16 protein-coding genes are annotated in these 12,593 nt (G+C 54.5%); 2 read left to right on the top strand and 14 right to left on the bottom strand.

What is annotated here, in order from left to right:
* Positions 1 to 96: 96 nt before the first annotated feature.
* Positions 97 to 357: a hypothetical protein gene (locus UTO39_RS19685; protein ID WP_320727875.1), complete on the top strand. Its 261-nt coding sequence runs from the start codon at positions 97 to 99 to the stop codon at positions 355 to 357.
* Between the two features lie 20 nt (positions 358 to 377).
* On the opposite strand, the gene UTO39_RS19680 is transcribed toward UTO39_RS19685, so the two are convergent.
* Together UTO39_RS19680 and UTO39_RS19675 are read right to left on the bottom strand one after the other, a co-directional pair.
* Positions 378 to 563 (bottom strand): hypothetical protein, encoded by a 186-nt coding sequence (locus tag UTO39_RS19680; protein ID WP_151413073.1) that lies wholly within the window; start codon positions 561 to 563, stop codon positions 378 to 380.
* A 69-nt stretch (positions 564 to 632) separates the two neighbouring features.
* Positions 633 to 1,004: a hypothetical protein gene (locus UTO39_RS19675; RefSeq protein WP_320727874.1), complete on the bottom strand. Its 372-nt coding sequence runs from the start codon at positions 1,002 to 1,004 to the stop codon at positions 633 to 635.
* Between the two features lie 270 nt (positions 1,005 to 1,274).
* Here UTO39_RS19675 and UTO39_RS19670 point away from each other — a divergent pair, with 270 nt between their 5' ends.
* Positions 1,275 to 2,189, top strand: a complete 915-nt coding sequence (locus UTO39_RS19670; protein WP_320727873.1) for a hypothetical protein — start codon at positions 1,275 to 1,277, stop codon at positions 2,187 to 2,189.
* Positions 2,190 to 2,269: 80 nt separating this feature from the next.
* On the opposite strand, the gene UTO39_RS19665 is transcribed toward UTO39_RS19670, so the two are convergent.
* The 12 genes from UTO39_RS19665 to UTO39_RS19610 form a co-directional block, all read right to left on the bottom strand.
* Entirely contained in the window at positions 2,270 to 3,826 is a 1,557-nt protein-coding gene (locus tag UTO39_RS19665) for a hypothetical protein (RefSeq protein ID WP_320727872.1), read from the bottom strand.
* Between the two features lie 127 nt (positions 3,827 to 3,953).
* Positions 3,954 to 4,442: a hypothetical protein gene (locus tag UTO39_RS19660; protein WP_320727871.1), complete on the bottom strand. Its 489-nt coding sequence runs from the start codon at positions 4,440 to 4,442 to the stop codon at positions 3,954 to 3,956.
* Positions 4,429 to 4,791, bottom strand: a complete 363-nt coding sequence (locus tag UTO39_RS19655) for a prepilin-type N-terminal cleavage/methylation domain-containing protein (RefSeq protein ID WP_320727870.1) — start codon at positions 4,789 to 4,791, stop codon at positions 4,429 to 4,431. The genes UTO39_RS19660 and UTO39_RS19655 overlap by 14 nt, the downstream gene beginning before the upstream one ends.
* A complete protein-coding gene (locus UTO39_RS19650) occupies positions 4,778 to 5,254 on the bottom strand; it encodes a type II secretion system protein (protein WP_320727869.1) in 477 nt (158 codons plus the stop codon). Before UTO39_RS19650 ends, UTO39_RS19655 begins: the two co-directional genes overlap by 14 nt.
* On the bottom strand, positions 5,254 to 7,047 hold the full coding sequence (locus UTO39_RS19645; protein ID WP_320727868.1) for a secretin N-terminal domain-containing protein: 1,794 nt from the start codon (positions 7,045 to 7,047) through the stop codon (positions 5,254 to 5,256). The genes UTO39_RS19650 and UTO39_RS19645 overlap by 1 nt, the downstream gene beginning before the upstream one ends.
* 92 nt (positions 7,048 to 7,139) lie before the next feature.
* On the bottom strand, positions 7,140 to 7,652 hold the full coding sequence (locus UTO39_RS19640) for a hypothetical protein (RefSeq protein WP_320727867.1): 513 nt from the start codon (positions 7,650 to 7,652) through the stop codon (positions 7,140 to 7,142).
* Positions 7,649 to 8,167 (bottom strand): hypothetical protein, encoded by a 519-nt coding sequence (locus tag UTO39_RS19635; protein ID WP_320727866.1) that lies wholly within the window; start codon positions 8,165 to 8,167, stop codon positions 7,649 to 7,651. The genes UTO39_RS19640 and UTO39_RS19635 overlap by 4 nt, the downstream gene beginning before the upstream one ends.
* The gene (locus tag UTO39_RS19630) at positions 8,151 to 8,666 is read right to left on the bottom strand and encodes a hypothetical protein (RefSeq protein WP_320727865.1); all 516 of its coding nucleotides are present in this window, start codon (positions 8,664 to 8,666) and stop codon (positions 8,151 to 8,153) included. Before UTO39_RS19630 ends, UTO39_RS19635 begins: the two co-directional genes overlap by 17 nt.
* The gene (locus UTO39_RS19625; protein ID WP_320727864.1) at positions 8,644 to 9,360 is read right to left on the bottom strand and encodes a hypothetical protein; all 717 of its coding nucleotides are present in this window, start codon (positions 9,358 to 9,360) and stop codon (positions 8,644 to 8,646) included. Before UTO39_RS19625 ends, UTO39_RS19630 begins: the two co-directional genes overlap by 23 nt.
* Positions 9,344 to 10,963, bottom strand: a complete 1,620-nt coding sequence (locus UTO39_RS19620; protein WP_320727863.1) for a GspE/PulE family protein — start codon at positions 10,961 to 10,963, stop codon at positions 9,344 to 9,346. Before UTO39_RS19620 ends, UTO39_RS19625 begins: the two co-directional genes overlap by 17 nt.
* Positions 10,963 to 12,132 (bottom strand): type II secretion system F family protein, encoded by a 1,170-nt coding sequence (locus UTO39_RS19615; protein WP_320727862.1) that lies wholly within the window; start codon positions 12,130 to 12,132, stop codon positions 10,963 to 10,965. Before UTO39_RS19615 ends, UTO39_RS19620 begins: the two co-directional genes overlap by 1 nt.
* Complete coding sequence (locus UTO39_RS19610) at positions 12,129 to 12,593, bottom strand: lytic transglycosylase domain-containing protein (RefSeq protein WP_320727861.1); 465 nt, start codon at positions 12,591 to 12,593, stop codon at positions 12,129 to 12,131. Before UTO39_RS19610 ends, UTO39_RS19615 begins: the two co-directional genes overlap by 4 nt.

Raw genomic sequence — 12,593 nt, 5'->3', positions numbered from 1 at the left:
TAATTCATTCTGAGGTGTTTTTGTAAACAGGGGGGCATAAGCCCCCCTGAATCCTACCTGTCGAATATTTCTTTACGGAGCGCAGGGCTAAAATTTATGAATAACGTTTATCCTGAAAAACAAGCATCAATACTCATTGGCGACGCCGCCACGCATTTATCCTTGCAGGGGATTAACATTGATCATGTTTCGCTTAGCCACTATCTGGGTAAAAAACTCGAGTATGCCCGGAGTATTGATGATTGCTTATACGCTGAAGTTATTTGTATTGCGCTATCAATGTTGAAGGAAAACGCTAAGTCATCCGGGCAATGCTGCCGTAAATATAAAGAATGGCTTGAGGTATCTCTTGATTAAGGGATGGTCTTATTACGTTTTCAGACCTGCCTTTTACTGTCTCGGGCGATTTTCACTTCTTCAGCAAAATCCAGTGCTTCTTTGTAATCAAAGCTACGCGTCCTGGCATTATGCCTGCCCGGTAACGGTGCCGGTATTTTCACGCCGAACAGCTCACCCGTCGTCATCAGCGCATAAACTAATTCAGCTTCAGTGACATCGGCCATCTTCGCCAAAATATTCGTCCTGATACAAAAACTTAACTTCACGTTTAGTCCTCCTTTTGCAAAAGTGGTTCAACCATGCTTCCTTTTATAAAAATCAATAACGCTGTCGAGATTGGGTAGCATAAAGTTCATGGCATCGATGGTTTCACGCCAGCCTGACAGGGATTCATTTGCTTTCACATACCATCTATGCTGCTCGCTTCGGGGATGATGACCCGTGATCAAAACAAGCATGTCGGGTTTAATTCTTCTGATGAACTCCAGATACTTCACCAGGCGCAACGTCGTACCAAACGTGTCAGCATCGATAATGCAAAGCATTTTATCGCTGGCAATAAAATAAAATCGCGCTATTTCTTCAAGCCCTTTTTCGAATAAAAAAGAGTTTGTTCGCACGCAAACCCGAATTTTTTCATGAGTCTGTTTAATTGATGGTTCCATCTTATGTCTCGCTCATCAGGGTAAAATATATGAGATGGCTTTTAAGCCTACTATTCCAGCCTGAATAGTGGCAAGGCATTATATTCATTCCTCAGAATAAAATAAGACGGTACTGGTCTTCTGATTAATAAGAATCTTCTCTGTATCTATGAGTTAAAAATAAATAAACGATGATTTTATCTGGAGGTATATTCTACGGCCTGACGCATTAAGGTATGGTCACTGTTGCGTAATCTTGTTGTTTTTCTTTTTCTCAAAGAGGATTTTTTCATGACAAAGACAGCCGTAGCATTAGCAATGCTTAGCGTTTTTTCAACAGCGTCAGTATATGCCAGTGATTACTCGCGCATGATGAATGTTGAAAACCCCGACCGTTTGAAACTCACGATTAACAATGTTATCTATAATGAAGATTACAATAGTGAGTTTATCTCGCATCTGTGGCAAGGAAATGATAATAACGGTGTGATGAATATTGTCGTTGATAATGGTATAGTGCTGAACGAATCTATTGAAAACGGTCTTAACTGCAACTATGCCATGATTGTCAGTAAAGATAACGGTGTTAACTTACAGGCGAACGGAAAAAACTGTAGTTATAAGAAAAAGAATTACCGTTCCATTAACTCTCCGGTCGTCACCATTATCAATGATTCCTCTTTAAATCTCAGACCCAATTTCTCAATAAACGGAAATGACTTTTTTGCAGATAACTATAGTATTAATCCGAACGGGATTCGCATGTTCACCGGGGACAGTGGCACATGGAAAAAACAGGGCGTTCGCCACGGTGACAACCTGAAAGTGAAGTTCAGCTACACGCTGGCAGAGTCGGGGGCGCAAAAAGAGGTCGTCTGTCCGTCACTGGACTCCTTAACTGAAAACCGGCTTTATCGCCTTCAGGGCGGAGAGCAAAATGCGCTCTGCGTCCTTGAGAGCAACGATATTCATATTAAAAACGATCGTATTGTTGCCGGATGGTACAAACCCCTGGCCAAAGCAGAACTTCTGCAACGGATCGAAGCCACCGCCGCAGACGATGACGTCATCATTGATATGCCGGATGATAAATACATGGCCCTTTATACCCAGCCGGGTGAATATAAAATCCCGCTGAAAGCAGGGGACGCAAAGGCGACGATCACATTAGTGATTATCAAAGGGACCATTCCCATCGCGCAGTAAAAACGGAAATACGTTAGTGAAAAGCTAACAAAGCTGTCAGGCAACATCTTATAAAAATTGTTGCCTGACGCATTACATGCTTAAGGAATGGCGGTCATAACCCATTGTGGTCGATATTTTTGCTCCCCGCCTTTGATATCACACCAGGCCATTAGCGGGTCGGTAACAGCGCCAGTTTTTTCATAGAGTAACATTGTACTGCTCTCCGGGTTGGGTTCGGATGCTTTAACCCCTGCGGGTAGCCACCATTTGCAGGCAAACTGGGAAACATCGGGTATGGAGCCCGGATCCGGAATGACCTGCGCCACATTGACGCTCGCATAGCCTTTCAATGATTTCTGGGCGGCAGCCACCTGGTCTTTAATGATAAAAGACGTATCGGGAATCGCGCCATCAGGAAAGAATTCTTTAATCTGCGGCCAGATCCGGGCAATCGGCATCGCCTGGTTATAACCATTCACCAGCTCACCGCTGGTACTGAGAGCCAGAACGCGCTGCGTGTAGTTATCGATCAGCGGCGCACCTACGCCAGGCTTCATAGGGTTGTTCTTATTGCCCATATCGTTGTTGTACGTGCTACAACGATGCCGGAACTGACCCGCTTCGCGGTCGTATAGCTCAATAGCACAGTGGGTGCCATCTGACTTATTCACAGCGTCATACAAACGTGCATTATCTTTTTTAAACTGCGCCTGCGGCAGATAAAATTCCGTTTTTTGAGTGGCAATGTCGTTAGCCTTCGTCTCATCTCTTGGGTCAATGCCTAAATAACCCAGTGATTTGACGAAATCTTCCTGCGCTTTATCACCCGCAAAATCTAACGACAATAAGCGATATTTACCGTCTCTGCTGGATGATTTGCCAAATGCTTTCACTTTGGCCGTTTTCTTTATCTGATAACTGGTGCAATCATTTGGATTGACCTCAACCTCCTGAACAAACCAGACCTCTGTGGTTCTTACCTTTTTATCTTCTTTTAACGGGAAACTGCTTAATACCAGCAGGTCACCATCAACCCCTTTTTCGCCGATGCGCCATCCGGTGTTGTAATGCGGTTTTTCTCGGTCATAGGTATCGCGGATCACCGCGACGGGTTTTGTATAGTTATAGATAAAAGGTGAGTCTTTAAAGCAGGAGTGCGGGGGCGGGTTTTTGTCACCCGGAATGATATTAAACAATGACAAATCCTGAAGCTTTGCCTCGCCCCTGACCTGGAAGGCAATTTCGGCCTGCCGGGAAGAGGGAAGCGCAGAACCATCTGCAGCCAACAACCGTACCGTTACGCTATCGCCAAAGACGGATAATGCATCGAAACTGACATGGTGCTCATCCGAGCCGCTCAGGATTTTCTCAGCCGCATAGCGGTAGACCTCGTTGTTATCTTTACCTGCAATTTCCACTATCGCATCGGCGGGCAGGTTAGCATACGAGATATGAACATCAAGCAGCGCCGCATCTTCTATAACAATCGTCTCCTGCGTTTTATTTTGATTCAGATAATGATCAACTTCCTCCAGTGGAATAGCCGTTACGTGATTTTTTGCCGTAATTGCCTGCTCACCAGCAAATACAGGACTCATGCTTTGAGACACAGCGGCCAGCGAGATGAAAAAATAAGCCAGTCTTTTTTTTTGCATATACGCACTCTCCAGTTTGTGTATTTCCGCACTTCCAGAGTGGCGATCAATAACATGTCCGCCATGGTCTCGCTGGTAAGAAAAAGACATATTTTTATGATATTGCGGCTAATACCTTATTATTTCGTCAGCGGCCACAGGCCGCAGGCAGCGGGGCCTGCGGATCGCTCTCTACCTGAAATTTCCAGTCGTAATACGTTTTCGCTTTGGCAAACTGTTTTGGATCGTGGCGAAAGCCGATTTTTTTCCGTGGCGTCCCTTTTCCGAGGCTGCGCACGCCAATCCAGCGCCCCTGAGGATCGAGGATCATGCCCCAGTTTTTACTCCCGGTTAGCGGGTCGGCGTAGTGCTGGCGCAGGTGATAAAGCGGTTTTCGCCCGCGTTTATCAATAAGCAGCTGTTCGAAACGCACCGGAAAACAGCCATCACCGTTGCCGCGGTAGGCTAGTATCGCCGCGCGGATTTGATCGCCGCGAAATATAAGCTCAGCCTCCTGCTGCGCCTGATAACGCATCTGCACCTCGTCGCGGCTTTTCAGCAGCGACAACGCCAGCGTGGAGAGCGCAATCAGCAGCAGCAGATAGGTAAAACCTTCCTGTCCTTTAATCGAACGCATCGGGATGATCCTGCCCGGGTTTAGGGGGCGTCTCGACGTCAATAATTTGCCCTTCGTCATCGGTCTTCGCCTCCCAGATATCGCGGCGGTTGGTGATCGGATCCAGCGGCATCTGGTGCAGATAACCGGCTTCGATCAGATCCTCCAGGCTGTATGGCCCCGCCAGGCGATCGCGGCGGTAGTGATCGATCGCGCTGCGCAGCGCATGCAGGTTATGCTCGCGCACCACCTCTTTGGCTCTGTCCGCGTGCTGGAAAAAACGTGGAGCGACAAGGGTCATCAATGTCGCGATGATTGCCATCACCACCAGCAGCTCGATGAGCGTAAAACCTTTTTCACCATTGCGCATAGGGCACTCCATTCAGGCCGCTGGCCGTACTGGTACTACTAACATCAAACACGTCTTTCCCTCCGCCGCTGAAATCGCCGGGTGGCTGCGTGGATGCGCGTAACCGCCAGGTCTCTTCATCATTTTTTCCCTCGCAATCGCACATCGGATCGCGCGGAATATGGCGCAGGAAGTAGATCATCGCGCCAGTGGGCGATGTCTTATCCCGGACGCCTTCCACCAGGCTTTTTAGCGACGGCGGATATCCCGATTCGCTGGTTTTTTTCTCAATGATGCCGTCCACGCTTGCCTGGTGATAACGGTCAATGGCATCGCGCAGCGTGCGCAGCGACTCGCGTAGCTGCGTCTCCTGCTGCCGCTGGTGATAGTTACGCATCATCGGCGCAGCGGCAGCGGCAAGCGTGGCAAGTAGCGCCAGCGTGACGATCATCTCAATCAAGGTAAAACCGCGCTGGCGCTGCATTACGATGCTCCGTTTTCCGTCTCTGACTCATCGAGGATCGGTGGCGGCAGCGTGGCCGCCCGGTCAGGGAAATGGGCCGGTGGCGCAAGCGCCGGTGCGGTAAACCCGCTGCCAGGTTCCTCGCGCTGCAGGTCGCGCAGCTGAATGCTGTCGCCCGTTAAATCGTCGCTGCCCATCTCAATGGTACTGACGTGGCTTCCCGGTAAATCGAGGTTGCGTTCAATGGTCGGCGTAATTAACAGCACGACCTCCGTGCGCGCTTTCTTATCTTCCTTACGGCTAAACAGACGACCCAACCCAGGGATCTCGCTTAAAAGTGGCGTGCCACTTTTTTCATCGCTCTCTGCCTGTTTAATCAGCCCTGCCAGCATTTGGGTTTCGCCATTCATACTGCTGAGCGTGGTATTGGCTTCGCGTTTATTGGTACGGTAATACTTAGTCCCTTTTTCACCCGGTTCAGCATTGCCCAGGCTGCTGAGCGTGAACTTCACCTCCATCGAGATGTTATCGTCCATACTGACTTCCGGCGTGACTTCCAGTTTCAGGCCGACATCCTGATAATCCACTTTTTGTTGCGTGACGCCTTCATTGGTGGTGGTGGTCAACACCGGGATGGTTTCACCGATATCAACCAGCGCTTTTTTATTGTTTTTCACACGAATTCGTGGGTTGGCCAGTACTCTGGCGTTGCTCAGCACTTTTTTCAGATCAACGGTCATGTTGTCGATATTGACCATGAGATTTTTGGATGAGATATCACCCACCGGAATTCCACTTCCCTCTAATTCCCCTTCTTTAGGCTTTGCAAAACCCGCGCTGATGGTTTGCGGCAGCTTCATGCCAAGCGCTTCAAGATCGTTGGTATTCACTTCCAGCACCTCGACGGCCAGCGTGACTTCCGCTTCAGGCCGGTCGAGCGTCACTAACAGGCGCTCCGCTTTTTCCACGCTCTCTTTTGGCCCGCGCAGGGTAACGGAGTTGGTCCGCTCATCAACGTGCACATCCTTCAGCTTGACCATATTGCGCAGGGCGACGTTGACCTCTTTCGCTTTCGCGTAGCCCAGGAAGATGGTTTTGACGACCACGTCGCGATAGATCTTCTCTTTTTGCGCGGTGGCGGGGTAGATCAGCAACGTATTGCTGTTCAGCACTTTTTTCCGCAGGTTATTCGACAACAGCAGCACGTTGATGGCATCTTCCGCAGTGGTGCGTTTGGCTATCAGGCTCCCGGTGGTGCTGGAGGAAATATCTTTGTCGAAGATGATATTGACCCCGGTCATCTGGCTGATGGTGTTAAAGATGGCCATCAGGCTGTGCTCGCGAAAATTAAGCGCTATCGTTTTTTGCAGCTCCCGGTTCAGACGCTGCTCCGGCTGGTTGATCCGCGACACCTCACGCATCAGGTGATCGCGCAGGGCGCGCGCCTGGGGCCAGTTGGGATCTTCTTCCAGCACCTGCTGGATTTTGTGCAGCGCGCGCGCCGGGTCGCGGGTGCTGTTAGCCACCGCATCCTTATACAACGCGTCCAGCGCCCGACGGGCATCAAGTTTGCGTAACCCCTGCAGGGCGCGCAGGTTACCGGGCTCATAGGTAAGCGCATCGCGCCACATTTGCGTCGCCAGGGTGTAGTTGTTCTGACGCACCGCGAGATCGGCGTTTTTCAGATAGTCATTTACCAGCTTTTTGCTGATGTCAGCCTGCTCGGCGCGAAGCGCAATATCCTGCGGGCTGGCGATGCGCTGCTGGTCTATCTCCTTCAGCCGCTTAACCAGCACCTGCGGCGAGGCGGTCACTGATTCCCGGACCGGAGGCGCCGCACGTTGTGCACAGCCGCTCAGTAGCGCGCATGACAACAAAAAAGTGAGAGCAATTGTTTTTTTCATGATTAATGTATCGGTTCCGATTGCAGCTCATCCAGTTCCAGCCGCTGCTGGCTATGGGTGGGCTGCCATTCAAACAGGAGGTGGTCGTTCGCCACCGCTTTTAAAATCCAGTTGTTGACCGGCGAGCTGCCGATCCAGATCCTGCCGTCCGCCCTGCAGCGCTCGCAGACCGGCCAGGTCTCTTTGCCATCCGTCAGCACAACGATCCTCTGACGGTTGTCCCACCAGGCGCCGAGGAGCTGTAGCGGTAGCGGCGGTGCGGCTGGTGCCGCCTCTTCAGGCCGATCGTTCTCCGGCGGCTTTTCTGCTGCGTCCTGCCCCCTGCTGTGTGGGGTTGAAAAGAGATCGACGCGCGTTGCGTGAGCCGTCTCCAGCTTTGCTGGCGCGGGGCGCGAGCGTGAGACCGGCTGCGCCTCAGGCGGCGCTTGCGATATCTCGTCATCGGCAAACTGGCTCCAGAACACAGCACCGGCGGTCAGCACCAGCGCCAGCTGTAAATAGCGCGGCAGTTTCATGGCGACTCCTTCAAAAGACGAAGCTGCACGGTGGCGCTGAGCTGGCTTTCCGATGGCCCGGCGCGCCGCAGGCTTAGCTGCTCAATGCGTAACGGCAGCGTGCGGCTTAGCGTTTCCAGGGCCTCCATCAGCGGCAGATATTCCCCGCGCAGCGGAATATCCAGCCGTAGCGCGGTTTTACCGTCGTCGTTTTCCAGCTGATAGCGGCTGGCGTCGACCTTCATCCCCCGGCTCCTGAGCTGCTCAAAAATGAGCCTGACCTGCTGATATTCTCCGAGGCTGATGCGGTTTTGCAGCTCCGGCTGCTGTTTATCCAGCGGCAGCGCGGTTTGTAGCTGCGTCTGGATCCGGGCAAGGTTCTCCTGCAAATGAACGGTATGCGGCCGCACGCCGCCAAGCCATAACAGCAGCAGCCCTGCGGGCAGCCCGGCGAGCACGAGCGGGACCGTTCCGATGCGTCCGGCAAATAACGCCGCCTGCCAGCGCAGCACGGCGGGTTTATTCTGAAGCCGCATGGTGCTCCTCCGTCGTCACCTTAACGTCGAGTACCGCGTTAATCGGCCAGGCGGGATCTCCCTGGGCCGACTGGCGGTGGTTCTCCAGCACCACATGTGCGGGCAACTGCTGTAGCCGCTCGCTAAAGGCGAGCAGGGCGTCAAGACTGCCTGCATTTACCGTAAGCCGCGCGTCGCCTTTACTGGCAATGACGTCAATGCTCTGGAGCGCAATATCAGGCGTCAGTACGCTGCCGATGTTGTCCAGCAGCTTTATGGCCGGCGGGACGGCCTGCAGTTGCCGAGCGTGGCGCAACCGGCGCTGCTCTGCTTCACGCAGCTGGCGCAGCACCTGCTGCCGTTGGGCGAGCTGCTGCTCTACCTGCGACGTCTCCAGCTCAAGGCGCTGGTGCTCAAACAGGCCATACACCACGGCACCGGTGAGCGGTAAACAGAGGAGTCCGGTTAACAACAGCGTGCGTGCGGCCCACGGGGAGCTACGCGTAAACAGCGGTGTCATGAGGACTCTCCTGTAGCGCGACTTCCTGGTGATGCTCACCGTCGGTATGAATGACGTAGCCAGGACAGTCCTGCAATCCGCTTAGCCGGGCGATAACCCGCAGCTGAGCGTCCATCTCCTGCTGTGGCAGGGTGAGCGTCCAGACGTCGCGCCAGCTGTGGTGCTGACGGCTGGCAATCCGGCTATGGTGGGGACTCATCGCCACAAACAGGCCGTTTTCCGGCAGTGCGCTGGCGAAGTGGCTCAACAGCTTTTGAAACGGCGTAACAACGCCGCGAAAACGCAGCCGCTCCCGACGCGCCAGCGCGGCAAGCAGGTGCCAGCAAGGTTGCTTCAGGCACGCGGCCAGCGCCGACTGCTGCCAGCTAAGGGTCTCGAAGCGCACCTGCCAGTCGACGGGCGGACTCGCGCGAAGAACCGCCTGCTGTCGGGCGAGCTGGAGCAGCTCCTGAGGTGTGGTCACGCCGTCATGCCAGGGCTGAATTAAAAACGTCAGATCGTCGGTATCGAGGTGAAACTCCACCGCGTCACGCCACGGTAAGACGGAAGGGCGCAGGCGCAGCAGCGTTTCGAGCGCGGCTTCAAGAGGTTCATCTGGCTGGCGTTCACGGGTGGCGAGAACAACGCTGTTGCGGCGCAGCCGCACGGCATGAGGCCAGATGTCGCACTGCCAGGTGTTAGTGAGTGATAACACGGTTCACCTCCTCCCAGGTGGTTTTGCCTTCGACCACGGCGCGCAGCGCGATGGTCGAGAGCGGAACAAAACCGTCATTCAGCGCCACTTCCTTTAGCTTGCGCCGGGGCGATCGCGCCAGCATTGCCTCTTTCATCGCATCGCTGAAATGCAGCACTTCCGCCAGCGCCAGCCTGCCGCGAAAGCCGCTGTCGCGGCAGGTATCGCAGCCTCGCCCTCGACGCCAGCGGGGCGTGAGCTGCTGCAGCGGTCCGGATTGCCACGCCGCGAGAAGGTCATCCGTGGGCGTGGTGTCATCAATACAGTCCGGGCAAATCTGGCGCACCAGCCGCTGCGCCACGACGCCGTTAAGGGCGGTGATCAGGCTGGCGGGCTCTACCTGCATATATAAAAAACGTTCCAGTACGCTAAAGACGTCATTGGCGTGAACCGAGGAGAGCACCACGTGGCCGGTGAGCGCCGCCTGCACGGCAATGCCGGCGGTTTCACCGTCGCGGATCTCACCCACCAGGATGATATCCGGGTCGTGACGCAAAATGGCGCGCAGGCCGCGGGCGAAGGTGAGACCTTTTTTATCGTTGACCGGAATTTGCAGCACGCTGTTGAGCTGGTACTCCACGGGATCTTCAATGGTGATAATTTTGCATTCACCGCTGTTGAGTTCGCTGAGTGCTGAATAGAGGGTGGTGGATTTCCCGCTCCCCGTTGGCCCGGTGACGAGCACCATGCCGTGGGGCAGATGGGTTAACTGGCGAATCGCGCCCAGCGTGTGCTCATCAAAGCCGAGCGTCTCCAGGCGCAGGTTTTGATCGTGAGATTTATCCAGCACGCGCAGTACGGCGTCCTCGCCGTAGACGCCCGGCATGATGGACACGCGAAAATCGACGGGACGCTGGAGAATTAACGCCTTGAAGCGCCCGTCCTGAGGCGTGCGGCGTTCGGATATGTCCATGCAGCTTAATACCTTGAGACGGGAGATCACCTGTTCCGCCTGCTGAAGCCCGGCGCAGTGGCGAATGCTGTGCAGAACCCCATCGATGCGGTACTTCACCATCAGACCATCCGCGACGGCGCAAAGATGAATATCGCTGGCCCGGCTTTGCAGGGCATCAAACAGCGTGGCGTTAACCAGCTTAATGACGGCGTGGGGTTCACTGGCGATGGCCGCTGGGGTGATCTCCAGCCACCGGGCCTCTTTATTCTCTTCACTCTGCTGCTGCTCCAGCTGATCGAGCGTGCGCTGCTGTTTTGCCAGTTCATCAAGGCGGGCGTTGAGCTGAGAGAGCGGGGCGAGCGCGGGGAGCGCATTCACGTTATAGGCCCACTGGCGCAGCGCTAGTGAAAACGGATCGCCCAGCGCAACGTGGAGCCGACCGTTAACGCGCAGCGGCAATGCCCGCTGACTGAGCGATTCGGTCAGCGGCACGGCTTCGAAATCCTCTTCGCTGTCGGCGAGCTGTGTGGATGAGAGCGGCGTGAGCCCCAGGGAACCAGCGGCTTCTTCTAACGCGCCGGGGAAACTGTCCAGCAGTTCCGCCAGCGCCCGACAGCGCTGCTCGTCTGGCAGGTCGAAAAGGGGTTCTACAGACGGTGAGTGAGACATTATTGCAATCCTCCTGCCAGTTCAAAAATGGGCATGTACAGTAAAAACACGACGAGCCCAACGATGCCGCCAACGACCATCATCAGAATCGGTTCAAAAATTTTGCTAAAGGTTTCAATCGCGCGTTCCAGCGATTCATCATAAAAAGCGGCGATCCGCTCGCACATGGCAGGCAGTTCGCCGCTGCGCTCGCCGACCTGCAGCAGACGGCTGGCGACAGGGGTCGTCATCCGTTGCGCTTCCAGCATGCGGGAGAGCGACTCGCCGGCGGCGACGTCGCGGATAACCTGTTCAACCTGCTGACGATGCGTGGCGGGCAGGATCTCCCGGCTCAGCATTAACGCATCTGGCGCGGGAAGGCCGCCCTGTAACAGCAGGCCCAGCGTGCGGTAAAAACGCACCAGAACAGAAAGCTGATGCTGCTGGCGTAAGGCGGGAATGCGCAGCAACAAACCGAGCGCGTGCTGGCGCAGGCGCGGGCTACGCACCGCCATCACCACGCCTGCGACAGCTGCCGCACAGCCGGCCAGCAGCAGCGAGCCGTGGGTCTGCGTCAGGCGTCCCCACCAGAGGATAAGCTGTGCGCTGGCGGACGGGTTCTTCATCCCGTCAAACACCACGGAAAAACGCGGAATAATAAAGCCGAGCAGAAAGAACAGAATTATCCCGCCGGCGGCAATGACAATCGTCGGATAGAGCAGGGTCGATTTAATCCGCTTGCGCAGAATTTCCATTCTTGATTCGTAAAACTGAAAACGCTTTAGCGCTTCGGGTAAGTGTCCGGTTTGCTCAGAAGAGGCAACGGTGTTAATCAGCAGAGGCGGAAACAGTGCTGGTAGCGCCATCATCGCCTGGGATAGCTGTGCTCCTTCGTAGAGCTTTTTAACCAGCGTATCCAGAACCAGCGAGGTGCCACCGTCGCGGCTGCTTTCGCGCAGCGCTTCAACGGCCTCGACCACGACCAGCCCGGCCTCCAGCAGCGCGATAAGCTCCTGCAGGAACAGATTCAGTGGAAAGCGTTTCTCCTTGCGGGCGGGGCGTTCCTGTACCTGCAAAACGATGCCGCCGCCGGCGATAATGCGGGCGCTGGCATCGTCAGGCGACGCGGCAAGCACGGTCTGATTGACGCGTTTCCCCCCCTGGAGGATGGTGACGATATATGGTTTCATTTTGGCGACAGTGTATGGCTCTGCCTTTTAAGGCGGGCATAATGCGGAGCCACTTTTCTTATGTATTGTTGACGAAGCGCGCGGCGCTGGGGGGTATTTGCCGTTCCGGCGTTATACGCCCCCACCGCGTCCCAGGTATAACCAAAGCGCTGGATTTGACCTGCCAGGATCCAGGCGCCGGTCATGACACTTTGGCAAGGGTCGGTTAGCAGATCTTTTTGACTAATACGAAATTTACGCAGCGCATCGAAGTGAATGCTATTGATCTGCATCAGACCGACATCCAGTGAGCCATCACGATTTTTATTGATGGCCCGGGTATTACCGTTGGATTCCACTATCGCTATCGCCTGTAATAGCTCTGGCTCAATGCCGTAACGTTCTCCCGCCAGCTGCCAGCAATCGGCCCGGCAGGAAAATACGCTGAAGATAAACAGCGAATATAAGGACAGGCGCAGCAT

Source organism: Enterobacter sp. 118C5 (genome assembly GCF_034107645.1).
GTDB lineage: Bacteria > Pseudomonadota > Gammaproteobacteria > Enterobacterales > Enterobacteriaceae > Enterobacter > Enterobacter nematophilus.
The sequence above is the reverse complement of the archived record's forward strand: the minus strand, read 5'-3'. Positions and strand labels throughout refer to the sequence as shown.

What these genes read in the sequence shown, in the direction of transcription:
- UTO39_RS19685 (WP_320727875.1), top strand. Translation starts at nt 97, where the DNA reads ATGAATAACGTTTATCCTGAAAAACAAGCATCAATACTCATTGGCGAC.
- UTO39_RS19680 (WP_151413073.1), bottom strand. Translation starts at nt 563, where the DNA reads ATGGCCGATGTCACTGAAGCTGAATTAGTTTATGCGCTGATGACGACG.
- UTO39_RS19675 (WP_320727874.1), bottom strand. Translation starts at nt 1,004, where the DNA reads ATGGAACCATCAATTAAACAGACTCATGAAAAAATTCGGGTTTGCGTG.
- UTO39_RS19670 (WP_320727873.1), top strand. Translation starts at nt 1,275, where the DNA reads ATGACAAAGACAGCCGTAGCATTAGCAATGCTTAGCGTTTTTTCAACA.
- UTO39_RS19665 (WP_320727872.1), bottom strand. Translation starts at nt 3,826, where the DNA reads ATGCAAAAAAAAAGACTGGCTTATTTTTTCATCTCGCTGGCCGCTGTG.
- UTO39_RS19660 (WP_320727871.1), bottom strand. Translation starts at nt 4,442, where the DNA reads ATGCGTTCGATTAAAGGACAGGAAGGTTTTACCTATCTGCTGCTGCTG.
- UTO39_RS19655 (WP_320727870.1), bottom strand. Translation starts at nt 4,791, where the DNA reads ATGCGCAATGGTGAAAAAGGTTTTACGCTCATCGAGCTGCTGGTGGTG.
- UTO39_RS19650 (WP_320727869.1), bottom strand. Translation starts at nt 5,254, where the DNA reads ATGCAGCGCCAGCGCGGTTTTACCTTGATTGAGATGATCGTCACGCTG.
- UTO39_RS19640 (WP_320727867.1), bottom strand. Translation starts at nt 7,652, where the DNA reads ATGAAACTGCCGCGCTATTTACAGCTGGCGCTGGTGCTGACCGCCGGT.
- UTO39_RS19635 (WP_320727866.1), bottom strand. Translation starts at nt 8,167, where the DNA reads ATGCGGCTTCAGAATAAACCCGCCGTGCTGCGCTGGCAGGCGGCGTTA.
- UTO39_RS19630 (WP_320727865.1), bottom strand. Translation starts at nt 8,666, where the DNA reads ATGACACCGCTGTTTACGCGTAGCTCCCCGTGGGCCGCACGCACGCTG.
- UTO39_RS19620 (WP_320727863.1), bottom strand. Translation starts at nt 10,963, where the DNA reads ATGTCTCACTCACCGTCTGTAGAACCCCTTTTCGACCTGCCAGACGAG.
- UTO39_RS19615 (WP_320727862.1), bottom strand. Translation starts at nt 12,132, where the DNA reads ATGAAACCATATATCGTCACCATCCTCCAGGGGGGGAAACGCGTCAAT.
- UTO39_RS19610 (WP_320727861.1), bottom strand. Translation starts at nt 12,593, where the DNA reads ATGCTGCGCCTGTCCTTATATTCGCTGTTTATCTTCAGCGTATTTTCC.